22 protein-coding genes are annotated in these 22,215 nt (G+C 67.8%); 7 read left to right on the top strand and 15 right to left on the bottom strand.

What is annotated here, in order from left to right:
• The first annotated feature begins 67 nt into the window (after positions 1-67).
• Positions 68-1,246, top strand: a complete 1,179-nt coding sequence (locus MU582_04950) for an SAM-dependent methyltransferase (protein UPK75988.1) — start codon at positions 68-70, stop codon at positions 1,244-1,246.
• Here the strand turns inward: MU582_04950 and MU582_04945 are convergent, their stop codons facing one another.
• Together MU582_04945 and MU582_04940 are read right to left on the bottom strand one after the other, a co-directional pair.
• Positions 1,247-2,554, bottom strand: coding sequence for a C39 family peptidase (locus MU582_04945; GenBank protein ID UPK75987.1), 1,308 nt, complete (start codon positions 2,552-2,554; stop codon positions 1,247-1,249).
• 91 nt (positions 2,555-2,645) lie between these two features.
• Positions 2,646-3,590, bottom strand: coding sequence for an NAD(P)-dependent oxidoreductase (locus MU582_04940; GenBank protein UPK75986.1), 945 nt, complete (start codon positions 3,588-3,590; stop codon positions 2,646-2,648).
• An 85-nt stretch (positions 3,591-3,675) separates the two neighbouring features.
• Between MU582_04940 and MU582_04935 the strand changes: the two genes are divergently transcribed.
• A complete protein-coding gene (locus MU582_04935; protein ID UPK75985.1) occupies positions 3,676-4,578 on the top strand; it encodes an RNA polymerase sigma-70 factor in 903 nt (300 codons plus the stop codon).
• A 36-nt stretch (positions 4,579-4,614) separates the two neighbouring features.
• On the opposite strand, the gene MU582_04930 is transcribed toward MU582_04935, so the two are convergent.
• From MU582_04930 to tsaD, 3 genes are all read right to left on the bottom strand, one after another.
• Positions 4,615-6,234 carry a hypothetical protein gene (locus MU582_04930; protein UPK75984.1) on the bottom strand — a complete coding sequence of 540 codons (1,620 nt, stop codon included), beginning with the start codon at positions 6,232-6,234 and terminating at the stop codon, positions 4,615-4,617.
• A gap of 67 nt (positions 6,235-6,301) precedes the next feature.
• Positions 6,302-7,054: a membrane protein insertase YidC gene (locus MU582_04925; GenBank protein ID UPK75983.1), complete on the bottom strand. Its 753-nt coding sequence runs from the start codon at positions 7,052-7,054 to the stop codon at positions 6,302-6,304.
• 36 nt (positions 7,055-7,090) lie between these two features.
• On the bottom strand, positions 7,091-8,134 hold the full coding sequence (gene tsaD, locus MU582_04920) for a tRNA (adenosine(37)-N6)-threonylcarbamoyltransferase complex transferase subunit TsaD (protein ID UPK75982.1): 1,044 nt from the start codon (positions 8,132-8,134) through the stop codon (positions 7,091-7,093).
• Positions 8,135-8,196: 62 nt separating this feature from the next.
• Between tsaD and MU582_04915 the strand changes: the two genes are divergently transcribed.
• Positions 8,197-8,697: a DinB family protein gene (locus tag MU582_04915; protein UPK75981.1), complete on the top strand. Its 501-nt coding sequence runs from the start codon at positions 8,197-8,199 to the stop codon at positions 8,695-8,697.
• A 16-nt stretch (positions 8,698-8,713) separates the two neighbouring features.
• Here MU582_04915 and MU582_04910 read toward each other — a convergent pair whose 3' ends face one another.
• A complete protein-coding gene (locus MU582_04910) occupies positions 8,714-9,151 on the bottom strand; it encodes a DoxX family protein (protein UPK75980.1) in 438 nt (145 codons plus the stop codon).
• A gap of 207 nt (positions 9,152-9,358) precedes the next feature.
• Here MU582_04910 and MU582_04905 point away from each other — a divergent pair, with 207 nt between their 5' ends.
• The 3 genes from MU582_04905 to MU582_04895 all read left to right on the top strand — a co-directional run bounded on the left by MU582_04905 (position 9,359) and on the right by MU582_04895 (position 12,261).
• The gene (locus MU582_04905; protein ID UPK75979.1) at positions 9,359-10,234 is read left to right on the top strand and encodes a DUF4349 domain-containing protein; all 876 of its coding nucleotides are present in this window, start codon (positions 9,359-9,361) and stop codon (positions 10,232-10,234) included.
• A gap of 29 nt (positions 10,235-10,263) precedes the next feature.
• The gene (locus MU582_04900; protein ID UPK75978.1) at positions 10,264-11,241 is read left to right on the top strand and encodes an aldo/keto reductase; all 978 of its coding nucleotides are present in this window, start codon (positions 10,264-10,266) and stop codon (positions 11,239-11,241) included.
• Positions 11,242-11,322: 81 nt separating this feature from the next.
• Complete coding sequence (locus tag MU582_04895) at positions 11,323-12,261, top strand: hypothetical protein (protein UPK75977.1); 939 nt, start codon at positions 11,323-11,325, stop codon at positions 12,259-12,261.
• On the opposite strand, the gene MU582_04890 is transcribed toward MU582_04895, so the two are convergent.
• The 3 genes from MU582_04890 to MU582_04880 form a co-directional block, all read right to left on the bottom strand.
• Positions 12,213-12,731, bottom strand: coding sequence for a DinB family protein (locus MU582_04890; protein ID UPK75976.1), 519 nt, complete (start codon positions 12,729-12,731; stop codon positions 12,213-12,215). The genes MU582_04895 and MU582_04890 overlap by 49 nt on opposite strands.
• A gap of 141 nt (positions 12,732-12,872) precedes the next feature.
• On the bottom strand, positions 12,873-14,447 hold the full coding sequence (locus MU582_04885; protein ID UPK75975.1) for a DASS family sodium-coupled anion symporter: 1,575 nt from the start codon (positions 14,445-14,447) through the stop codon (positions 12,873-12,875).
• Between the two features lie 95 nt (positions 14,448-14,542).
• A complete protein-coding gene (locus MU582_04880; GenBank protein ID UPK75974.1) occupies positions 14,543-15,298 on the bottom strand; it encodes a 1-acyl-sn-glycerol-3-phosphate acyltransferase in 756 nt (251 codons plus the stop codon).
• A gap of 115 nt (positions 15,299-15,413) precedes the next feature.
• Between MU582_04880 and MU582_04875 the strand changes: the two genes are divergently transcribed.
• Positions 15,414-15,953: a WYL domain-containing protein gene (locus MU582_04875; GenBank protein UPK75973.1), complete on the top strand. Its 540-nt coding sequence runs from the start codon at positions 15,414-15,416 to the stop codon at positions 15,951-15,953.
• Between the two features lie 25 nt (positions 15,954-15,978).
• Here the strand turns inward: MU582_04875 and MU582_04870 are convergent, their stop codons facing one another.
• From MU582_04870 to alr, 6 genes are all read right to left on the bottom strand, one after another.
• Positions 15,979-17,868, bottom strand: coding sequence for a CocE/NonD family hydrolase (locus MU582_04870; protein ID UPK75972.1), 1,890 nt, complete (start codon positions 17,866-17,868; stop codon positions 15,979-15,981).
• A gap of 68 nt (positions 17,869-17,936) precedes the next feature.
• Positions 17,937-18,377, bottom strand: a complete 441-nt coding sequence (gene rimI / locus MU582_04865) for a ribosomal protein S18-alanine N-acetyltransferase (protein ID UPK75971.1) — start codon at positions 18,375-18,377, stop codon at positions 17,937-17,939.
• On the bottom strand, positions 18,374-19,012 hold the full coding sequence (gene tsaB / locus MU582_04860; protein UPK75970.1) for a tRNA (adenosine(37)-N6)-threonylcarbamoyltransferase complex dimerization subunit type 1 TsaB: 639 nt from the start codon (positions 19,010-19,012) through the stop codon (positions 18,374-18,376). The genes rimI and tsaB overlap by 4 nt, the downstream gene beginning before the upstream one ends.
• A gap of 67 nt (positions 19,013-19,079) precedes the next feature.
• Positions 19,080-20,057: a tRNA (adenosine(37)-N6)-threonylcarbamoyltransferase complex ATPase subunit type 1 TsaE gene (tsaE, locus tag MU582_04855; GenBank protein UPK75969.1), complete on the bottom strand. Its 978-nt coding sequence runs from the start codon at positions 20,055-20,057 to the stop codon at positions 19,080-19,082.
• Positions 20,054-21,076 carry an alpha/beta hydrolase gene (locus MU582_04850; GenBank protein UPK75968.1) on the bottom strand — a complete coding sequence of 341 codons (1,023 nt, stop codon included), beginning with the start codon at positions 21,074-21,076 and terminating at the stop codon, positions 20,054-20,056. Before MU582_04850 ends, tsaE begins: the two co-directional genes overlap by 4 nt.
• The gene (alr, locus tag MU582_04845) at positions 21,073-22,206 is read right to left on the bottom strand and encodes an alanine racemase (GenBank protein UPK75967.1); all 1,134 of its coding nucleotides are present in this window, start codon (positions 22,204-22,206) and stop codon (positions 21,073-21,075) included. The genes MU582_04850 and alr overlap by 4 nt, the downstream gene beginning before the upstream one ends.
• Positions 22,207-22,215 lie beyond the last annotated feature (9 nt).

Here is a 22,215-nt window from a genome sequence, read left to right as displayed (position 1 = left end):
CTAACGCCGAATCTAGCACTCGGTCCGAGGGAGTGCCAGCGTAGGCACCCGATGCGAGGATTGCGGCATGCGAGTCGAGGCGTTCGAACGATTGCTGGCGCCCGACGGCCAAGCGCTCCTCGGTGAGGTCGAGGCCGCCGCAGACACCGAGTCCGAGCTCGCGCTCGGCACCAGGCTTCGCCGCGCGTACGACTCCGACCTCGTCGCGGCGGCAATCCAGCAGGCGGGTCTGCGACGCAAGGCGGTCGCGAAGTTCGGCAGCGACGCCGCGGCCATGTACTTCACCTCCGACGGCCTGGAGCAGGCGACGCGCAGCCCGGTCGCGGCGCATCGCGCACAGCGCGTACGCAGGCACGAAATCGACTCGGCGATCGATCTGGGCTGCGGGATCGGCGGCGACCTCCTCGCGCTGGGGCGGGCAGGCGTCACCGCCGAAGGCGTCGACATCGACCCGCTACGTACGCGCATCGCCGCCGCGAACCTCGACGCCCTGGCCCTTCGGGGCTCGGTCCGGGTCGCCGACGCGACCACGGTCGACGCGACCGAGTACGGGATCGCATTCGTCGACCCGGCTCGACGCGACGGGCGCGGGCGCAGGTTCGACCCGCGACAGTGCACGCCCGACTGGGACTTCGTCACCGGGCTGCTGACGAGGTCGGCGGCGGCCAAGGTCGCCCCCGGCATCGACCACGACCTGGTGCCGGCAGGCGTCGAGGCGGAGTGGGTCAGCGACCGAGGCGATCTGGTGGAGGCCTGTCTGTGGGGCATGCCGCTCGCGAGCTCACACCGTCGCGCAACAGTGCTGCCCAGCGGCGCGACGCTGACCGAGGACGACGCCCCAGGCGACGCGGCGGTTCGCGCGCCCGGCAACTATCTGTACGAACCCGACGACGCGGTCATCCGTGCTCACCTCGTCACCGCCGTCGTGGCGCACACCGACGGCTGGTTACTCGATCCGCACATCGCCTACGTCGGCAGCGACCGCCTCGTCGACACGCCGTTCGCCACTGCGTACGAGGTGGTCGACGAGCTGCCGTACCGCGAGAAGCAGCTACGAGCGGCGCTGCGGTCCCGAGACGTCGGCTCCCTGACCGTCAAGAAGCGCGGCGTCGACATCGTGCCGGACCAACTCGTCGCGCGGCTCAAGCTACGCGGCTCAACTCCGGCGACGATCGTGATGACCAGAGTCGACGGTGCGGGCCGCGCATACCTCGTTCGCCGCGTGGCCCGATCCGACCTGCGCTGACTACCAGTTGGCGGGAGCCCCCTCGACGTTGTCCGGCAGGGCGACGTTCTTCGGGTGGTAGATGTAGACGACGCCCTCGGACGACTGCTGCCACACCTTCTCGAAGTTCTCGCGGGTGTAGACGTTTCGTACGCCCTCGTTGGAGTCCGACGCCGGGTCGTTCAGGATCGGGTCGCCGTCCTCGGTGAAGCCGCGGAGCACCATCAGATGCCCGTCGGTGCCGTAGCCGGCCTCGGGCATCTCCTCCTCGGTGAATGCCAGCGAGATGATCACGGGGATGCCCGCGTCGATGAACCGCTCCGCCTCGGCGAGCGAACGGAGTCTGGTCACGAAAGTCTCGAGCCCGAAGGTCGATGCGTACGCCGCGTTGAACGGCCAGTTGCCCGCGCCCTCGTAGGTGTAGTCCCATGCGTTCATGGCCGCGTAGTCGACCTGCGGGTCGCCGTTGGGCGCGTCGATGTCGCGCAGGTCGCGCTTCTTGACGTGGTACTTCTTGCCCCACGAGTACTGCACCATCGTGGTCGAGGTCGGCGAGCACCAGACCTGCCCGCCGCCACCGAACTCCGGGTACTCCCCGCGGTGGATGTTCTGTGAGAACTGCGGCACGTCGAGCTCTACCGCGTGGTCGAGGGTCGGCTCGCTCGTCGCGCCGGGCTCGCCGCCGTCCTCGGATGCCATCGCGCCGACGGCGCTGACGGTCGGCACCTGCTTCTTCTTGGCGTCGTGCGGACGCAGCAGGCGTACGCGCAGCTGGTACGCCTTGACCTCCTTGCCGTCCTCGGCGGAGAAGGTGTCGGTCCAGACCGTGCCGTCACCGTCGCCTTGCCCGTCGACGGAGGTCCGGTGGATGTCGCCGCGCTTGAAGTCCATGCCGCTGGTCCAGCGGCCCATCACGTACCACTTCGTCCAGCTGCCGTCCGCGTGCCTGCCGCGGAACCGCGTCTCGACCCAGCTTCCCGTCGGCGTCGTCGCGTTCCAGGACGGAATCGCCTCCGTCGCCTTGAAGCCGAGGCGTACGACCGGCGACGTCCAGTTGCCGACGTCGTAGCGACGGACCTGCTTCGAGCCGAACGGGTCGCGGTAGATCGTCGTTCGCTTGGTGTGCCGGCCGAGCGCAAGGCGGTCGCCACGTAGGTGAACGTCCTTGAACTTCCCGTCGAGGAAGCCGTCACTGTCATCGAACCGCTGGTACGAGACACCGCGCGGTGCATGTTCGTCGGCCGGCGCTGCGTTCGCCGGCAAAGCGCTCAAGGCCGATGCGATCAGCCCTGCAGCGACCGGCACACCAAGAACTACGCGGATATTCATCTGGGCTCCCTCTCGACAACAGTCGATCGTGTCGTACGTCACAGGACAGCCAACACGATTTCCGTTGCGTTGACTATGCCCTGCAGCGGGGTCACCCGAAGCCGGTACGGAATCCTTCGCGCCACGACGGGTAGCTGGGCTCCCAGCCGAGCTCGCGCTTCGCCTTGGCGTTCGACGACCCGCGCACACTCGTCATCAGCGAAACTGCATGGTCGCCGGCGACGATCCGGCCGAGCCACCGAGGGACTCGCATCGGTCGCTTCGCACCGATTGCCTCGGCCATCGCCGGCAACCAGTCGCGTACCGGCGCCGGGTCGTCGTCGACGACGTTGTAGATCCCTGCGTCCCCCTGCTCGACGGCGCGTACGGTGGCGCTCGCCGCATCCTCGACGTGTACGAACGGCCAGACGCCGCCTCCTCCCCCGGCGACCGGGAACCTGCCCTTGCGAATCAGCTCCGCCATATCGCCGCCGGGCTCCAACCCCGTGCCGGGACCGTAGAGGAATCCGTACCGCAGCACGATGCCGGTCATGCCGGTGGCTGCGGGAACGACCTTCTCCAGATGGGCGATGGCCGCGAGCGTCTTCTGTGAGTGCTTCGTCGGGTGCGGATCGAGCGGCTCGTCCTCCGTCGCGAGACCGTCACCGGTCTTCTGGTTCGTCCAACCGGTGAAGCTCTGAGCGATGAACCTCTTCGCGCCGCTCTCCCGTGCCGCCGCGAGCAGGCTGTCCGTCGCCTCGGTGCGCAGCCTGCTGGTGACCGCGAAGTCGGCGTCGAGCTTACGCATGTTGCCCGTCATCGTCTTCAGCGCGGTGAGCTCGTGGATCACCACGTCCGGGCCGGTCTCGAGCACCGCTCTACGTACGCTCACCGGGTCGAGACCATCCATGACGACCGGCGTCGCGCCGAGCTCATTGACCGCTCCGGTGGCTTCCGGTCGGCTCGTCGTACCGACGACATCGTGACCGGCCGATACCAGCATCCGTACGAGCGGGCGGCCGACGGCCCCGGTCGCCCCTGCTACCAGAACTCGCATCTCATCCTCCAAGGTGTGTGTCGTTTCCCCGTCCGACGGAGTGCATTCGGATCCTGTGACAGGTCGGCTGTGATTTGCTGGAGGTATGACCGACCTCGCGACCGAGCACGACGAGCTGCGGCCGCTGATGTTCTCCATCGCGTACCGGATGCTCGGCAGCGTCAGCGAGGCCGAAGACGTCGTACAGGACGCGTTCCTGCGCCTCCACCGCGCCCTCGGCGACGGCACCGTCCTGGAGAACCCGGCCGCGTACGCGACCACGGTGACGACCCGCCTTGCGATCGATGCATCGCGCTCGGCGCGAGCTCGCCGCGAGACGTACGTGGGGCCGTGGCTTCCCGAGCCCGTCCTCGACGACGATCCGGTGCACCGGATCGAGCTCGACGAGACGGTCTCCGCCGCGTTCCTTGTCGTGATGGAAAAGCTGTCACCGGTGGAGCGTGCGGTGTTCCTGCTGCGCGAGGTGTTCTCCTACGAGTACGCCGAGATCGCAACCATCGTGGAGAAGTCGGAGGCCAACTGCCGCCAGTTGCTCGTGCGTGCGAAACGCCATCTCGAGGCCGAGCGCACCCCGCTCGCGCCTGCCGAGCGACAGGACGAGCTCGCCGACGCGTTCTTCGCCGCTCTCGACGGCGGCGACCTCGAGTCGCTGGAACGCTTGCTGTCCGACGACATCACCTTCTACGGAGACGGTGGCGGCAAGGCCCCTGCTGTCCGGGTACCGGTGAACGGTCGGGTCGCGGTCGCGAGGTTCGTGTTCGGGCTGCTACGGCAAGGGGATCGGCTCGACGTACGCCTGGAGCGTACGCACGCGAACGGCCAGCCGGCGATGCTCCTGCGTACCGGTGACGGTCGCGTGCTCGGCGTTCTCATCATCGACGTCGGCGCCGACGCGGTCGTCGGTCTACGCAATCAGATCAACCCGGACAAGCTCCGCCATCTCGGCGAGGTGGGCGATATGTTCGCCCTGCTGTCGCAGCCCCGCTGACGACCCGCGTACCACCAGCCCCGCGGCCGTACGTGGTCAACAACCGTCGCGCGTCACACCGTCCACGCGCACGGGCAGCCGCCCCGGCGCCTTCGCCTTGCCTTGCAGGACCGCGACGAGTGCCCGCATCGCCTGCGGAGTGTCGCCGTACAACGCGACCTTCGCCTTACTCGCCGAGCTGTCACCCAGCGCGTACGGGGTGTCGGTCGTCACCACGACATCGCCGCTGCCCGACGTATCGCCCCAACCGACGAACGTCACCGTGGAGCCGCCGCCGACCTCCAGGCCGGCTCGCTCAGCCGCCGCGGTGAACGCGTCGACCGCTTCGTCGTCGCCGACCGGCTGAACGGCTCCCTCGACGATGGGACCCTCGCACGGGCCGTCGACGACCGTTATCGCCGCCTTCGACGCCGCGAGCGAGTCACGCTTGTGCTCACCGGGGCCCGACTTCGGCGCGGGCTGTGCGTCCTCGTGCAACAGCAGGGCGACGGCACGGGTCGCCGACGCACGCGCCTGCTTCTCCGGGATCTCGCCCGACTCGATCGCGTCGGCGATCGCCTCGACGGCGGCCTGGGTGTCGGCCGGCATCAGGACGAGATCGCTACCCGCTTTGACGGTCATGACCGCTGCTTCGGCCGCTCCGTACTCGTCGACGATGGCACCCATGTTCATCGCATCGGTCATGACTACCCCGTCGAAACCGAGCCGGTTGCGCAGCTCACCAGTGATCACCTTGCGCGAGAGCGATGCCGGGACACCGTCGTCGAGCGCCGGGATGTCGATGTGGCCGATCATCACGGCGGGTGCCCCCGCGTCGATCGCGTCGACGAACGGTCGATAGTCGCGCTTTCGTACGCGGCTCAACGGCTCCTGCTGCGTCGGTAGTGCCTCGTGTGAGTCGGTGGTGAGCGCACCGTGGCCGGGAAAATGCTTGACCACGGACACAATGCCGGCTTCTTCGTACCCCTCGAGCGACGCCTGCACCGTTCTCGATACGAGCGCAGGTCTGCCGCCCGCTGACCGGCTCCCGATCGTAGGATCCTGCGCTCCCGCTGTGACGTCGGCGTCGGGCGAGTAGACAGCCGTGAAGCCGGCGGCGCGCAGCTCCTCGCCAGATGCCTGCGCGGCACGGGTAGCGATCTTCGGACGGCCGGCGGCGCCGTAGGTCATGTACGTCGGGAACGGCGTCATCGTGTCGTTCAGCCGGTTGACGATGCCGCCCTCCTGATCGACGCTCAGCCAGAGTGGATAGTCACGATCGGCCCTGGACTGCAAGGTCTCGTTGACATCGGAGATCTGGTCGACCGACTCGATGTTCGGCTCCATCGCGATCACGCCGCCGAGATGCAGATCGCGGACGAGGTCGGTAGGCGCCTGCGTTCCCTCGTACGTCGCGATCACGAGCTGCCCGGCGAGCTCCTCGGTGCTGAGGTCGTCGACGTACGCACGCGCCCGGTCGACGTCGGCGGTGGTCGGGCCCCAGCCCGTCGGCTTCGTATCGTCGTCGGGCTGATCGCTCTCGGTCGGTGACGACTGACTGGATCCGCCGGTCGGCTCCGCATCGGGCTCGTCGGCACCCCCGTCGTCGGAACAGGCCGTGGCCGCGAGTGCCAGCGTCGCGACCAATGCGGCGGTACGCATGCGCAGTGACATCATAGACCATCCAGCATGCCGTACGCGCAGATCAGCACGGCCACCCGCCACCGCGCCGCTCGTCGACCGGTCAAGACGCTCCGAGGAAGTGGGTCAGTACGACCCTCTCCGCGAAGGTCCACGCAGTGGTGGTCATGAGGTAGAGACCGGCGGCGAGCGGTACGAATGCGGCGATCACCGCAGTCATGAACGGCATGAAGCTCAGCGCTTGCGTCAGCCCACCGAGTGCGGGGCCGCTCGGTTGCGCGGCTGTCTCGTCGGGACCCGGCGACATCAGTACCCGTCGCGATACCTGGGCAACCACGGCGACAACGAGCACGATGGCCAGGAAGACCGCTCCGGACTGCCAGGTCAGGGCACCTGAGCTCAGCTGGCCGACGAAGCCGACATCCAGCGGGATTCCCAGCAGCGTGTGCCCGAGCAGCTCGTTGGGATGGTCGCCGATCGTGGATTGGATGAACAGGCCGTACACAGCCATCAGGACCGGCATCTGCGCAAGCATCGGCAGACAGCCTGCGAGCGGTGAGGCCTTCTCCCTCGCGTACAGGTCCATGACCTCGCGCTGCAGCCGCTCGGGGCTCTTACCGTGCTTGCGACGCAGTTCGGCGATCTGGGGAGCGAGTCTCCGCCTGGTGATGCCGGCCTTGACCTGCGATCTGCCGACCGGGATCAGGAGTACGCGTACCCCGACGGTGAGGAGCACGATCGCGACGGCCGCACTCGATGCGCCCGCCAACGGTTGCAGGAGCTCGGCCAGGTTGGTGACCATCCAGTAGGCGGCCAGGATGAGTGCTTCGATCGGCGGGAAGTCATAGACGTTCATCGCAGGTGATGCTCGCCTCCCCGGCGCACCAACGGGTTAGGCGACGACCGTTGTCACGGGCATCGAAGAGTCGGCCGCAATGGACAGCGACGACGGTGGCAGCCCGCTTCGTACGACCTCCGCACCGACCGCGGCGATCATCGCACCGTTGTCGGTGCACAGCGCGGGTCGAGGTACGCGGACCTCGACGCCGGCGGCCGCGGCGCGCTCCTCGGCAAGAGCACGCAGACGACCGTTGGCGGCGACGCCGCCGCCGATGACCAGCTGCTTCGCACCGTTGGCGACGCACGCGTCGACGGCCTTGGCGGTGAGCACATCGCACACTGACTCCTGGAACGACGCACAGATATCGGCTACCGGCAGGTCGTCTGCGGACCCCTCACGTGCCTCGACCCACCGCGCGACCGCACTCTTGAGCCCGGAGAAGGAGAAGTCGAACCGATATCGCTCGCGGTCCTTCGGCGCCGTCAGCCCGCGCGGGAACGCGATCGCCTTCGGATCGCCTGCGGCCGCCGCCTTGTCGATGTGCGGCCCGCCGGGGTATGGCAGCCCGATCAGTCGAGCGACCTTGTCGTACGCCTCGCCCGCCGCATCGTCCATCGTCTCGCCGAGCAGGCGTACGTCGGTAGCGATGTCGTTGACCAACAGCAGCGAGGTGTGCCCGCCACTCACGAGCAAGGCGACGCACGGCGTCGGAAGGCGTCCGTGTTCGAGCTGGTCGACCGCAACATGGCCGACGAGGTGATTGACGCCGTAGAGCGGCTTGTCGTACGCAAGCGCGATGGCCTTCGCGGCTGCGACACCGACCAGCAGCGCGCCGGTCAGGCCGGGGCCGCTCGTCACCGCGATCGCGTCGACCTCGTCGATGCCCACTCCCGCGTCGGCCTGCGCCTTCTCCAGCATCGGCACCATCGCCTGGAGGTGCGCTCGGCTCGCGACCTCGGGTACGACGCCACCGAAACGCACGTGCTCGTCGACGCTGCTCGCGACGGCGTTCGCCAGCAGCTCGGTGCCGCGCACGATGCCGACACCCGTCTCGTCGCACGACGACTCGATGCCCAACACCAGTGGTTCGCTCACGATTTCATTGTGCACCGCGATACTGACTCGACGCCGAGCGGCGTACACGAGAGGGTGTGCGCATGACTCGTACCGACACTCCCCCGGCGCTGGACGAGCGCTCCGTCCTCCAGACCATGCTGACCTTCGTACGCGAGACCGCCATCGCCAAAGTCGAGGGCCTCGATGACGAGCAGGTCGTGGCCGCACCGATCGCGACCTCGCCGCTCACCAACCCCGCATCGCTGCTCAACCACCTGCGATGGGTGGAGTTCGACTGGATCGAGACCAGGTTCCTCGGCGGCGAGGACCTCGGACCGTGGACGAAGGAGGACCCCGACGGCGAGATGACGCAGGGACTCTCGATGACCGCCGACGAGGTGATCGCGGCGTACCGCGCGCAGATCCAGCGCTGTGACGAGTTGGTCGCCGACGTCGACCTCGACCAGGCGGCCGTACGCCCGTCACGTGACCTGCACCCCAACCTGCGCTGGATCCTCAACCACCTGGTCGAGGAGACCGCACGCCACAACGGGCACCTCGACATCCTGCGCGAGCTGGCCGACGGCTCGCGCGGCGTCTGAACCGTCCTGACCGAAATCAGCCGGTCATCGACGAGACGCGCGTACGCCCGTTCTCCAGCCAGCGGTCGACGCTGTAGCGGCCGCCGCCGATCGCCGCGAACATCGCGCTCACGACACCGAGTACGAGCACCAGCTCATAGCCGCCCTCGTTGACGTAGAAGCCGGATTCCCAGTGGGCGAAGTACACGGCTCCGGCCATGTTCAGCGCGAAGAGCACAGCCAGCGGCCGGGTGAGCACGCCGAGTACGAGCGCGACACCGCCGGCGAGCTCCAACATCGTCACCCCGACGGCGGCTGCGTACGGGAACGGAACACCCATCCCGTCGAACATCGACTCGACGCCGTCGATCGTGATCGTGTCGTACTTCTGCCAGCCGTGCATCACGAACACGACGCCCAGCACCACACGTACGACGGCAAGCACGACGTCGTTGCGCTTCTGCCGGTCTGTCATCCCACTCCCTCACTTGCGTCTCCAACGCTGCGAAAACGACCGGCCACCGTTCGTTGTTCCGTGCCCGGATGTGGTTCATGACTCAGAGAAGCCCGACATGACGGAACCGCTCACCGCGCTCGTACGTCCGATCTCCGACCTTCGAGCCGACAGGGAGCCGACATGTGGGGACGTCTTAGCCGCGGTGGCCGGTATACGAGCGTGCGAGTGGCCATCGGAATGTGTATCGCCCTCGTCGCCCTGATGGGATGCGCGAGCGACGGGGACGACGAATCGGGGGTCGCATCGACGTCCGCCCAGAGCGACGACGGTGGCGCCGCCGCCGAGTCGGCCGACAATGCGGCGGCCGGTCGTACCCAGGACCAGCAGGACCACCTGTCGACGGTCGCGCTGCAGGACCGTGCGATCGAACGGAACGGCCGCCTTCGGATCTCGAGCAAGAACGTCGCCGACGCCCGCGAGGACGTCATCGGCAAGATCAAGGGGCTCGGCGGGTACATCGCCGATGAACGATCCACGACCCGCAAGGACGGCGGCTTCGACCGCGTCCAGCTCGAGCTCGTCGTACCCACGGATCGGTTCGACGAAGCGATGACGTCGGCAGGCGGCGCAGGAACCGTCATCTCCCGTGAGCAGACGGCGAAGGATGTGACCGAGGAGCTGGTCGACGTCGACAGCCGCATCGACAACGCGAAGTCGAGCCTGCGTCGAATCCGGCTGCTGCTCGGACGCGCCGAGAAGCTCGGCGACGTGATCCGCCTCGAGTCCGTCCTCGGCAAGCGACAGGCCGACCTGGAATCGCTGCAGGCGCAGCAGAAGTCGCTCACCCAGCGTACGACCACGGCGACCATCGACGTGTCCATCCGGCCGATGGTCAAGGACGAGCCGGTCGCCGAGGACACAGACGAAGCAGGCTTCCTCGCCGGTCTCGGCGCGGGCTGGTCCGGCCTGCAGACGGCCTGGACCGCAGTGGCGACCGTCGCGGGCGCAATTCTCCCCTTCCTGGTCGCCTTCGGCATTCCGCTCGCTGCCATCGCCCTGCTGGTGCGCCGAATGCTGCGCCGCCGGATGGCGACGACGTAGACCGTCGCGGCGCCGCATAGCCTGACCGCATGACTGACATGCGTTACCGCCCGCTGGGTGACAGCGGCCTGATGGTGTCCGTGGTCGGCGTCGGCTGCAATGCGTTCGGCGCGCGTATCGACCAAGCGCAGACGACGAACGTCGTCTCGAGCGCGATCGACGCGGGGATCACGCTGTTCGACACGGCCGACACCTACGCGACCGGTGAGAGCGAGACGATGCTCGGCAAGGCGCTCGGCTCGCGGCGCGATGACGTCGTGGTGGCGACGAAGTTCGGTATGGACATGCGCGGGAGCAACGGCCCGGACTGGGGCGCTCGGGCGTCACGCCGGTACGCCCGCCGTGCCGTCGAGGCAAGCCTGCGTCGGCTCGGCACCGATCACATCGACCTGTACCAGCTGCACACGCCGGACCTCGTGACGCCGATCGAGGAGACTCTCGAGGCGATGAGCGACTTCGTCACCGAGGGCAAGGTGCGCTACCTCGGCTGCTCGAACTTCACCGCGTGGCAGCTGATCGAGGCCGACTGGACGGCGCGTACTGCCGGCACGCAGCGCTTCGTGTCCGCACAGAACGAGTACTCCCTCTACAACCGCACCGCCGAGCTCGAGCTCGTACCCGCGGCAGAGCAGATCGGCGTCAGCGTCCTGCCGTACTTCCCGCTCGCGTACGGCCTGCTGACGGGCAAGTACTCCCGCGGCAGCTCCGCGCCGAGCGGCTCCCGGCTGGAGGAGCAGAGTGCACGACTCGACAGCGCCGACTTCGACCGCATCGAGCCGCTGGAGGCGTACGCGAAGGAGCGAGGTATCGGGATCCTCGACGTAGCGATCGGCGGCCTCGCCGCGCAGCCGAGCGTCGCGAGTGTGATCGCCGGCGCGACTCGGCCCGAGCAGATCGAGTCGAACGTACGCGCCGGCTCGTGGGAGCCGACTGCAGACGACCTCGCCGCGCTGGATGCGATCAACGATCCCGCGACGGGCTTCTCGTACACGACATATGCTCCGTGAATCTGAGTACGGACGCTCATGACGCGGCTGTCCTCTGCGGCGGAGACTGACTGCGAAACGTCGCCTTCGAGAGGGAGACCCATGCGCAAACCCGTTGTCCCGGTAACGGTCATCGCACCCGCATCGGCACTGGCCTGGTGGCTTGTCGGCTATCTGCCGTGGTTGATCGGCGGTGCCGCGGACGACGTCGGCCTCCTCGATGCATACTCCGTCGCGGACCGCATGGTCGCACTGCCGTTACTGACTGACTACCTCGCGCTCCTCGTCCTGTGCGGAGTCGTCGGCGGCGCCTTTGCAGGACTCCTCACCTTGTTCTCCGACGGGCCGCCGGCGACGACACTCACAGCATCGTTCGCCGGCCTGGCCTGTGCAGTGCTGGTGACCGGCATCTGGTCGACCTCTGTGCTGGGCAACGTCGAGACCGGCGATGACGGCAACGCCGCGGTTCTCGCCGCACTGATGGCAACCGCTGCCGGCGCAACGCTGCTCGGCTGGCTGTTCGGTGCGGGAGCCTACTTCGGCCGAGTGCCGCTCGGTATCGCATTGTGTGGCCTCTCGGGCGCACTGCCGACGTGGCTGCTCTACATCACTTACAACCTCGGACTCGACAGTCGATCCGAGCTGCTGTACACGGCGTCCTGCTACGTCGGAGCGGGGCTGTTGGTCGTGGGACTGGTCGTGATCGGTGTTCGCCCGTACGTACGGCTGCTCGCATGGGTGGCGGCGATCGTACTTGCGTGGATCGTCTCACCGGCGCTCAGCGCCGCCGGCTATCTCGGCGGGACCCTCCACCCGCCCGCGACGGTGACTGATTCTCTCCGCCCCGCTTGGGATGTGTTCGTACTAGCGGTCAAGCCCGCGAACGCACCTGCCGACTGGGCCGTGCCGTTCATCGTCGCGATCGGCCTCGCGCTGGCTGTTTCTGTGCGACTGGAGATGCGGCGCGCCGGGTCGGGTGACGATGCGGACGATCACTCCCCGGTCGATCCGTCCAGCAGTTCGCGTACAACATCGAGGTGACCGACGTGGCGGGCGTACTCCTGCACGAGGTGGAACAGGATCCAGCTCAGGTACGGCGCCTCGTCCAGTGTTGTGAACCGTCCGCCGACCTTCGCGCGGTCGGTGAGGTCTGAGCGCGCGAGGATCTCGCGAGAGGTCGCGCACTGCGCGAGGAACTCTGCCCGCAGGCTTTCGTACGACTCATCGGGTGCGATGTGCCAACCGGACGTCGGGTCGCTGTCGCCCCACGGACTCTCGACCTGTGCCGCTTCGAACCCCCAGACCAGCCAACGCCGCTCGACGTAACGCAGATGCTTGAGCAACTCCAGCGGTGACCACCCCGACGGCACGATGCTGCGGCGGAGATCATCGTCGGACAACCCGTCGAGCTTGGCAAGCAACGTCGACCGGTAGAAGTCGAGGTACGCAGGGAGTAGCTCGGCCGGATCGCTCAGCCGGTCCGACGGCTCGGGCAGTGATCGCGTGGGCATGCCCACCACGCTAGCGGGCGCGTACGCGGGGGCGTGGAATACCACGGACCCATGGGATTCCACGCCGCTACGTAGCAAGTTTGCTGGTGAGCGGCGGGGTTTGCTATCGGCCCGTGGTATTTCACGGGGCGGCCGCGCCAGCTAGCCGAGATTCAGCAGGGTCGCCATGCCCATCACACCCGCGACGATGATCACGACGCCGATCACGTCGAAGACGATGCCCGAGCGCACCATCTTGGTGATCGGCACCATGCCGGTGCCGTAGACGATCGCGTTCGGCGGTGTCGAGACCGGGAGCATGAAGCCGAACGACGCGCCGAAGATCGCAGCCAGCGCAGGGATCACCGGGTTGACGCCGGCAGCGTCGGCGAGCGGAATGATGATCGGCACGACGACGCCGACGCTCGCGGTGTTGCTCGTGGTCTCGCTGATGATCACCGCGATGACGGTGGCGAGAATCGTCAAGCCCAGCAGGGATGAGACGCCGAGCAGGTCGCTGATCTCGTCGCCCATCGTCTTGGCGAGGCCGGTCGAGCCGAGCAGCCCGCCGAGCGCGATTCCCGAGCCGAACAACAGGATCGTGCCCCAGTCGATGCGTGTGGCGTCGTTCCAGGTGATCGTGAACTTGCGTCGCGACCAGTCCATCGGCAACAGGAACAGCAGGCTGGCGGCGATGATCGCGACCGCGCCCTCGTCGAGCCGCTCTGCAACGCCGTCGTAGAAGTCGCCCTCGCCCTCGGTGAAGAGTGCGACCACGCCGGGGAACACCCACAGCACAACGGCGACGCCGAAGGCGATCAGCGTGTTGCGGCCGCCCTTGCCCATCGGCCCGAGCTTCGCGTGCTCCTCACGTACGTACTGCTCGACGCCCTCGATGCGCTTCGCCTCCGGTTTGTTGAGGCGTACGAGAATCAGGCACAACGCAAGGAACATGAGCAGTACGAGCGGGAACGCGAGCAGCATCCAGGTGAAGAACGGGATCGACTCATCGGTGTTCTGCTCGATGAACTCGCGGCCGATGAGGTTCGGCGGGCTGCCGACCGGAGTGAGGAGCCCGCCGACGCTCGCGCCGTACGCGGTCATCAGCATCAGCGCGGTGGCGAAACGGAGCCGGTTCGGGTCGGCGTCCTCATCGGACTGCGCAACGAGCCTGTTGGCGAGGAACCCGACGATGCCCGCTGCGATCGGCATCATCATCGCGGCGGTTGCCGTGTTGGACACGAACCCGCTCAACAGAGCCGTGATGACGCCGAAGGCAATGATGATTCGTACGGTCGAGTCGCCGACCCACGGCAGCCTCAGCATGGCGAACGCGAACCGCCGATCGAGTCCGTGCTTGCGCATCGACTCGGCGATGATGAACCCGCCGATGAACACGAAGATCGTCGAGTTGCCGAACAACGCGAACACTTCGTCGGCGGGCGCGACCTGGGTGACGACGATCAGGCACATCGCCAGCATCGACGTCACCGGGATCGGGATCGCCTCGGAGATCCAGTAGATGATGACGAACGAGAGGATCCCCGCCAGCCGCTGCTGGGGTGCGTCGAGCGGCGCACACAGCAGGTAGACAAGGATTCCGACGATCGGTCCGGCGAAGAGTCCGATCGTGCGGCGTCCCCGCTCGAAGCGTTGCTCCGCCGGGCTCAGCGTCTCCTGCACCTCGTCGAAGGTGCGATATGTCGCCGCGCGACCTGTCGGGTTGGACTCTGACATGGGGTCCTCCTCGAAGGCATTGAGCCGGTCGAGAGGACCCTAATGGGACAGTCGCCAGTTGTCACTATCGGTCACGCAGCAACTCCGCCGAGTCGTCACGGCGTTGTACGCGCCCGACGCTCTGCGCGACGGCGCTTCTCCTCATCGTCGAGGCGCTGTGCCTCCTCGGGCGTCGGCGCCGAACCGCCGTACGATGCGGGCGCCCACCACTGACCGTCGGGTGCAACCGGGTACGCGCGAATCGCATGCTCCAGCAGACCGCTCATGCGATCTCGTACGCGTGCAGTGTCGCCTACCGGATCCGAACCGTCGACCAGCATCGGCTCGCCCACGTGGAGCGCGATCGTCTTGCCGCGGGACAGATCGCGCGGGTGGTCCTTGGTCATGATCAGCTGAGTGCCCCAGAGCACCATCGGGATGACGGGTACGCCGGCCTCGGCCGCCATCCGCACCGCACCCGTCTTGAACTCCTTGAGCTCCATCGACCGACTGATCGTCGCCTCCGGGAAGACACCGACGATCTCACCGGCACGCGCGTACTCGACGCCTTCGCGGTACGAAGCCAGCCCGTCGGCGCGGTCGACCGAGATGTGATGCATCGATCGCATGACAGGACCGGCGATGCGATGGTCGAACACCTCGCGCTTGGCCATGAACCGCACCAGCCGCTTGCTCGGATGCGCCGCGAGACCTCCGAAGATGAAGTCGACGTAGCTCACGTGGTTCATCGCCAGGATCGCGCCGCCGCTGCGCGGCACGTACTCGGTGCCGGACATCTGGAACTTCAAGCCGAGCAGCCTGAACGCCACCTTGGCGGTCCGGATCACCGACGGGTACGTGAGGTCGCGCATTACCGAAGCGTAGCCTGCGGGCGTACTGCCGCCGCCTCAGGTTTTGTATCTATCACGCATAGCTCCAATAGGTTTGTACCCATGCGTGATAGATACAAAAAGGAGCGGGCCGGAAATGCGTGAGGCGTCACCCCTCGACGAGCTCGGCGATGCCGCGCGCGAGCACCGCGTCATCACCTTCACGTACGGGGCCGACGGCGAGCTCGGAGCTCGCCGTGCCGAGCCGTACCGGCTCGTCGTGCACAAGTCGCGTACGTTCATCCTGGCTTGGGATCTCGAACGCGACGACTGGCGTACGTTCCGCACTGACCGGATGGCCGGACTCGCCTGGCAGCGCGACTTCGACCCTCGTGACATCCCCGGCGACGCCGCCGCGATCCATCAGGACGACTCGACACCGCCGATACGCACCGAGCTGATGCTCGATGCCCCGCTCTCCACGGCCGCCGACCGGCTCCTCACCCAGGAGGTCGAGCTCGAGTCACTCGCGTCGCAGCGTTGCGTAGCGCATCTGTGGGGGCATTCGTACGAATGGATCGCGGCGATCGTGCTGTCGATGGGCGTCGACTTCACGATCGTCGGCCCGGACGAGTTCCGCGCACATTGCCAGGCTCTCCGCGACCGGCTCGACCGAGCCGTACGCGATCCGCGCTGAGGCTCCCCGGGTCGGAAGTTCCGGCTCAACGCTTGACCGGCACATCGACCCAGGACTGTGCGCCCGACTCGTGACGTACGTCGTAGATCCCGCCGATGAGCATCGGCAGTCGCAGCGGCGGCGGAAGCAGATGTGGCAGGTCACCCGTACCGATCGTCAAACGCAGCTGGTGGCCCTTCGGGACGGTCAGGAACGCCGGGCGTACCTCGATGTCGTAGCGCGTGGTCTTGCCCGGCATCACCGGCCGCTGCGACTCGCGGGTCATCGGGTGGTACGGAACGGAGTACCCGCCGCGCTCACCGGACGGCCAGCTACGCGAGCGGTCGAGCGCACGCTGCGACCCCAGCTGCGCGCCGCCGGTCAGTTCGGTGACCGTGCCGTCGGGCGCCACGTCGTCCAGGCGTACGACGAACATCGACTCGAGCTGGGTCGATCTCGCGCGCAGCGTCACTCCGATCGGTCCCGCGAGGGTGGTCGGCTTCGCGAACGGCTTCGTCGAGTACGCGACCTCACCCGGGCCCGGGCCGCGCGGAACGCGATGCTTCGTGCAGTCGAAGGGCGTGCCCGCCAGTAGCCCGCTGAGACCGCCTGCCGCCCACTGATCGGTTGAACGCGTACACAGCGGCGACAGTCCGGTGAACACAACGTGGTCGCCACCGTCGTCGGCGGGCGCCGGCGTACGAGACAGTGCCCCGCCGGATTGCAGGAAGAAGCGTCGCGTCGGCGCGTTGCGTAGCGGATACCGTGCGGCGTCGTAGCTACGACCTCCGGGCTCGATGACATGCAGGGGCTTGCGCGTCTTGAGGATCCCGGTGTTGCGACCCTTCAGCCATCGGTCGAACCACCGCAGCTGAAGGCGGTTGAGCTTTGCCCCGGCTCCCGGGTTGGCGTGGGTCCACGGACCCGTGAGCAACTGATACCGAGGGTCGGCCTGTTGACCCGGAGCCATCGGCGCCGTGACCGGTCTCCCTGCTGCGGCGTTCTGCAAACCGCTGTACAGCAAGGGTTCTCCGCGCTGGAACACATCCCACTGACCGCCGACGAGATACACCGCTACGTTGTTGCGAACGATCCGCCGCAGCACTCTCTCAGGCGCGCGCTCCTGCCAGTAGTCGCCGTCGTAGACGCGGTCTCCCTGCAGCAGAGCGTCGAGAGCGGTGGTCAGCTCGAACGGGATGCCCGCCAAAGCGTGCTCGAGGCTCAGCCGGAACGCATCGAGTGGATTGTCCGGGCGTTCGGAGAACGGCGTCGTCGTACGTACGCCGAGGTACGCAGCGAGCAGGCCGAGTGATGACTCGAGGTTGACGACTCCCCCGCTGGTGAACAGATCGCGGTACGGATCGACTGATGCGGCGATCGGGAAGACGGCCTTGAGCGGGGAGTTCTTGCCTACGGCTCCGGCGGTGAACAACTGGTCGATCGCGAGGTACGAGATGCCGAGGAGTCCGACTTTCCCGTTGCTGTGGGGCAGTTTCGCGGCCCAGTTGACGACCCGGCGCCCATCGCGAGCCTCCGACTTTCCGAACAGCTGCGACTGGCCCTCGGAGCCGCCCGTGCCGGCGACGTCGACGACGACGCCGATGTAGCCACGCTTGACCAGGTAGGGATTCACCCCGTTGTATCCCGGTGCCGGCTGCGCACCCGACTTGCCGTACGGCGTCTGGCCGACGATCACCGGGAACGACCCCTTGGCGGGCTTGCCGGTCGCGGGGTCGGCCGGCGCATGGATGTTCGCGCGGAGCACCCGCCCGTCGGGCATCGTGATCGGAACGTCCTTGGTGACGACGATGTCGTACTTGCCAGCGCTCTTCTTCAAGCCCGCATGGGAAGTGGGCTCTGCCGCAGTCGACGCACCGGACGCGACGAGCAACCCAGCAGTGAGGACGAGCGATCCGAGTAGAGCAGTCGTACGCATTCCGTACCTCCCGGTAACAAAAGTGGGACGACTGTACCGGACGGGTGACCCATTCGGCTACCACTCAGTCAGATGCGTTCCAGGGTGCGTGCCATGACGAGCGCGTCTCGGCCCTGCCCGTAGTAGCCGACACGTCTGCCGATCTCGCCGAACCCGGCAGAGCCGTACAGCGCGATCGCCGTGTGGTTGTCGGCGGCCACCTCAAGCAGCATTCGGTCGGCTCCGCCGAGCGCCGCGACCCGCATCGCTTCATCCAGCAGGCGGCGTCCGGACCCGCGCCCGCGCCGATCGGGTCGCACGGCGATGCGTTGCAGGTCGGCGAGGTCTGCGGTGGCCATCACGCTCGCATACCCGACGACAGCGCTTCCGTCGCGATACGCCACGACGGTGCGCGACGGCGCATCGAGCTCAGCGCGTACGAGGGTCTCCGACCACGCCTCGGCGCCGAAGCACAGCCGCTCGATCTCGACAAGCGCGGCCACGTCGGCGCTCGTGGCGCGATCGATCATCCCGTCGCCCGCTTGCGGGCTCCCGGCGGGGTTGCGTCGGGGCGCCGAAGATACATCGGCTCCGGCTCGACCTCGGGTATGCGTCGGTGTGCGACCGCGGCGGCGAGTACGCGCGCGTCGGGGTCCAGCGGCCCGCCGGCGAACGGAAGCACGTCGGCGTACAGCTGTGCACCGCGGCCGTACGCGGGCAGCTGCTGTGGATGGTCGATCGCGTCGGCCCGGGCGACGTCGGGCCCGGTCACCCGTTCACCGGCAGCGTCGTAGCGGGCCCAGTAGATCTCCTTGCGCCGGGCGTCGGTGGCCACGACGAACGGCACCTCGGTCGATACCGCGGCCGCGATGATGTCCAGCGAGCAGACGCAGTGCAGCTCGATCGACAATGCGGCCGCGAGCGTACGGGCGGTCACGACTCCGACCCGCAGCCCGGTGTACGGACCGGGGCCGACGCCGACGGCGACATCGCTGAGGTCTCTCCGGTCGGCACCGGCTTCTGCGAGCACCTGCTCGATGCTGGGGGCGAGCAACTCGCCGTGTCGCATGGCGTCGACGGAGTCGATCGCGGCGAGTACGTCGTTGCCGTCATGGAGGGCAACGGTGATCGCCGGGGAGGCAGTGTCGAACGCGAGGACCAGCACGCGCTCAGCGTACGGGTGCTGCGGATCCGGCGCGGGCTCGGTCTGCCGCCGTGGCGCGAGTTGCGAGTCAGGCCAGCAACGTGGACCGCAGCGGCGCCCAGACCCACCGCTTCCCGTGCGGCTTGACCGTGACGACGCGCATGTCTTCGCCCGACTCCTCTGGAACGATCGTGCCGAGCGGATCGAGCACAGTGCCCTTGCGGCGTTCGAGGCGTACGTCGAGCCACGAGTCGGCGAGCTGCTCGGCCTTGCCGGCGCCCCATTCGACGACGGTCACCGACGAGTCGGCGGCCATGTCGAGATCAAGGTCATCGAGCTCGGCGGGATCGTCGATGCGGTACGCGTCCACATGCTGCAGCGGGGGCCCGTCGCCGAGGTTCGGATGCTTCCGCGAGATGACGAAAGTCGGCGACGTCACCGGTCCGCGTACGCCCAGCCCAGCCCCGATTCCCTGTGTGAGCGTCGTCTTGCCCGCTCCGAGCTCTCCGGACATGACGAGCAGGTCGCCGGGCTGGAGCAGGGTGGCAAGCGCTTCGCCGAACTCCCGGGTCGACTCGGCGGTCGCCAGCTCACGCCCGAGCCACAGCGTTTTGCCGAACTCCATCATCTCGGCGTTGCGTCCCATCGGGATGTAGCGACGACGGGTCCAGAACTCGACGTTGTCGGGCAGCTCCTCACGGACATTGAGCCAGATGCCGTCGCAGCCGCGTTCCTCGGCGGTGTCTTCGGCCACGCCGACCATCGCCGAAGCGACTCCGCGGTCCTGGTGGTCGGGGTCGACGCTGACACGCCGGAACCCGAGCATCCGCGGCCGTGTCTCGTCGAACAGCATTGCGCCGATCGGCTTGCCTCGACGCTCGACGAGCAGGCCACCGGACTCCTCCAGCGCGGCGGCGACCGACTCGATCGTCTCGTCGGCGGCCGTCGACGGCGGGTCGAGCACGGGCCGGGCGCCGAACGACAGTCGGATGACGGCGAGCACCGCCTCAGCGTCGTCGGGGCTGGCGTCGAGGACGTTCAGAGCGTGCCGGTTGAGGGCGGTCATGCGGTCTCCCGCTCGTCGGTCACCTGGTCGATGAGGTCGTCGAGGGTGGCGGTGACCAGGTCGTGGCGTTCGAGCTGCACCATGTGTCCGGCGCCGTCTGCGACAACGAGTCGGGCGCCCGGGAGCCGGTCGACGATGCGGATGCTGTGCTTGTGCGGGGTGAGCTGGTCGTCCGTACCGCTCACGACGACCGTCGACTTGCCCGGCAGCGTCGCGAGCGCCTCGTACGCGTCCAATCCGCCGAAGTTCGGGAGGAAGTCGAGGAGTACGTGGGTGCGCGTACGCCGCAGCATCTGGGTCGTCATGTCGACGTATCGGTCCGGCGACTCCGGGCCGACGATGAGCCGGCGAGACGAGCGGTTGCTGCCGATCCGCCGGCCGAGCGCGAGGAACGGCGTGATCGCGAAGCCGACTCGTTCCAGGCGGTTCGCAGCCGTGCGCAGTGGTGTGCCGGCGGGTAGTAGTCCGCCCGCGCTCGTACCACACAGCAGCACTCCCGCAACGCGTTCGCGGACGAAGTCGGGGAAGTGCTCGGCGAGCGACATGATCGTCATCCCGCCCATGGAGTGGCCGACGAGGATGACTGGGCCCTCGGGAGTTGTCTGCTCGATGACGTCGCGCAGGTCGCGGCCGAGCTGTTCGAAGGTCGAGCCGTTTCGGGTCGCGCGCCCGGAGCGGCCGTGTGACCGCTGGTCGTAGAAGACCATGCGGACGTCGCCGCGTAGCGCCGCGCGCTGGTAGTGCCAACTGTCGAGGTCGAGGACCCAACCGTGGGCAAATATCACCGTTACGGCGGACGTCGGGTCGTCGGCCTCGTCCACCTCGACGTGCAGACGTACGCCGTCGCTGGCGACGAACGGCCGGGGCTCGGAGTGCAGCGAGCCGAACGGTACGTCCTCGCCGGCGTCCATGCGCCGAGATCGGCGCCGGCGACCGACGAGTTCGGTAGCGACTCCGGCCGCGGCGATTCCGACGAGCGCCGCGGAGATTCCGAGCGCGCGTTTGTTCAGCAGGTTCATCCGGTGGCTCCGAGATGGCGGCGCTCGATGCGTCCGCCGATGCGGGTGACGATCTCGTACGAGATGGTGTCGGCGACGTCGGCCCAGTCCTGAGCGTTCGGCTCGCCGTCGCCGCCTCCGAAGAGTACGACGGGCTCGCCGACGGCGACATCGTCGTCGCCGAGGTCGATCATGAACTGGTCCATGCAGATCCGCCCGACGATCGGACGACGTTCGCCGGCGCACCACACGAAGGCGCGGTTCGACAGCGCGCGCAGCATTCCGTCGCCGTAGCCGACGGGTACGAGGCCGAGGGTGGTGTCGGCCGGTGTGACGTAGGTGTGCCCGTAGGAGACTCCGGACCCAGCGGGTACGCGCTTGACGTTGGCGAGTCGAGCGCGGAGGGTCATCACCGGTCGCAGCCCGAGCTCGGCGGCCGAGCCGACGTTGGGCGCCGGGGTCAGGCCGAAGCTCGCGATGCCGACGCGTACGAGGTCGAAGTGCGCACTCGGCCGGGTGAGTGTTGCGGCGGAGTTGGCGAGGTGGCGGAGCTCCGGCTCGATGCCCGCGGAGCCGAGCTCGACGACCGACTGGCGGAAGACTTCTTCCTGTGCGTCCACGGACGGGTGGTTCGGTTCGTCGGCACAGGCGAAGTGCGACCACACGCCGACGACCTCGATCGAGCCCTTGCGTTGTGCCGTTGCTGCCGCAGTCACCAGATGCGACCAGTCGGCGCCGAGTGCACCGTTGCGGGTCATACCGGTGTCGACCTTGAGATGTACCCGCGCCCGTCTGCCGGCGGCGGCCGCCACGATCTCGCCGAGCTGCGCGGCCGACGACGCGGCGAGGTCTACGTCGTGCTCAACGGCCGAGGCGAAGTCCGCGCCGGGCGGATAAAGCCAGCACAGCACTCGCCGGTCGTCTCCGGCCGCGCGCAGTGCCAGAGCTTCGGCGATGGTGGTCACGCCGAGCCACGGAACGCCGTGTGAACGCGCGGTCTGCGCGCACTCGATCAGCCCATGGCCGTACGCATCGGCCTTGAGTACTGCCAACTGCTGGGCACCGCGCGCTGCCTCACCGATGACGGAGAGGTTGTGTGCGTAGGCATCGAGGTCGACGACGGCCTCGGCTGCCGGATCATGGCGAGACATCGCGGTCGA

Source organism: Nocardioidaceae bacterium SCSIO 66511, assembly GCA_023100825.1.
Lineage (GTDB): Bacteria > Actinomycetota > Actinomycetes > Propionibacteriales > Nocardioidaceae > Solicola.
Note: the sequence above shows the minus strand (reverse complement) of the source record. Positions and strands in the feature narration are given on the sequence as shown.

Coding starts and splice junctions, on each gene's coding strand:
- MU582_04950 (UPK75988.1), top strand. CDS start 68: ATGCGAGTCGAGGCGTTCGAACGATTGCTGGCGCCCGACGGCCAAGCG.
- MU582_04945 (UPK75987.1), bottom strand. CDS start 2,554: ATGAATATCCGCGTAGTTCTTGGTGTGCCGGTCGCTGCAGGGCTGATC.
- MU582_04940 (UPK75986.1), bottom strand. CDS start 3,590: ATGCGAGTTCTGGTAGCAGGGGCGACCGGGGCCGTCGGCCGCCCGCTC.
- MU582_04935 (UPK75985.1), top strand. CDS start 3,676: ATGACCGACCTCGCGACCGAGCACGACGAGCTGCGGCCGCTGATGTTC.
- MU582_04930 (UPK75984.1), bottom strand. CDS start 6,234: ATGATGTCACTGCGCATGCGTACCGCCGCATTGGTCGCGACGCTGGCA.
- MU582_04925 (UPK75983.1), bottom strand. CDS start 7,054: ATGAACGTCTATGACTTCCCGCCGATCGAAGCACTCATCCTGGCCGCC.
- MU582_04915 (UPK75981.1), top strand. CDS start 8,197: ATGACTCGTACCGACACTCCCCCGGCGCTGGACGAGCGCTCCGTCCTC.
- MU582_04910 (UPK75980.1), bottom strand. CDS start 9,151: ATGACAGACCGGCAGAAGCGCAACGACGTCGTGCTTGCCGTCGTACGT.
- MU582_04900 (UPK75978.1), top strand. CDS start 10,264: ATGACTGACATGCGTTACCGCCCGCTGGGTGACAGCGGCCTGATGGTG.
- MU582_04895 (UPK75977.1), top strand. CDS start 11,323: ATGCGCAAACCCGTTGTCCCGGTAACGGTCATCGCACCCGCATCGGCA.
- MU582_04890 (UPK75976.1), bottom strand. CDS start 12,731: ATGCCCACGCGATCACTGCCCGAGCCGTCGGACCGGCTGAGCGATCCG.
- MU582_04885 (UPK75975.1), bottom strand. CDS start 14,447: ATGTCAGAGTCCAACCCGACAGGTCGCGCGGCGACATATCGCACCTTC.
- MU582_04880 (UPK75974.1), bottom strand. CDS start 15,298: ATGCGCGACCTCACGTACCCGTCGGTGATCCGGACCGCCAAGGTGGCG.
- MU582_04875 (UPK75973.1), top strand. CDS start 15,414: ATGCGTGAGGCGTCACCCCTCGACGAGCTCGGCGATGCCGCGCGCGAG.
- MU582_04870 (UPK75972.1), bottom strand. CDS start 17,868: ATGCGTACGACTGCTCTACTCGGATCGCTCGTCCTCACTGCTGGGTTG.
- rimI (UPK75971.1), bottom strand. CDS start 18,377: ATGATCGATCGCGCCACGAGCGCCGACGTGGCCGCGCTTGTCGAGATC.
- tsaE (UPK75969.1), bottom strand. CDS start 20,057: ATGACCGCCCTCAACCGGCACGCTCTGAACGTCCTCGACGCCAGCCCC.
- MU582_04850 (UPK75968.1), bottom strand. CDS start 21,076: ATGAACCTGCTGAACAAACGCGCGCTCGGAATCTCCGCGGCGCTCGTC.
- alr (UPK75967.1), bottom strand. CDS start 22,206: ATGTCTCGCCATGATCCGGCAGCCGAGGCCGTCGTCGACCTCGATGCC.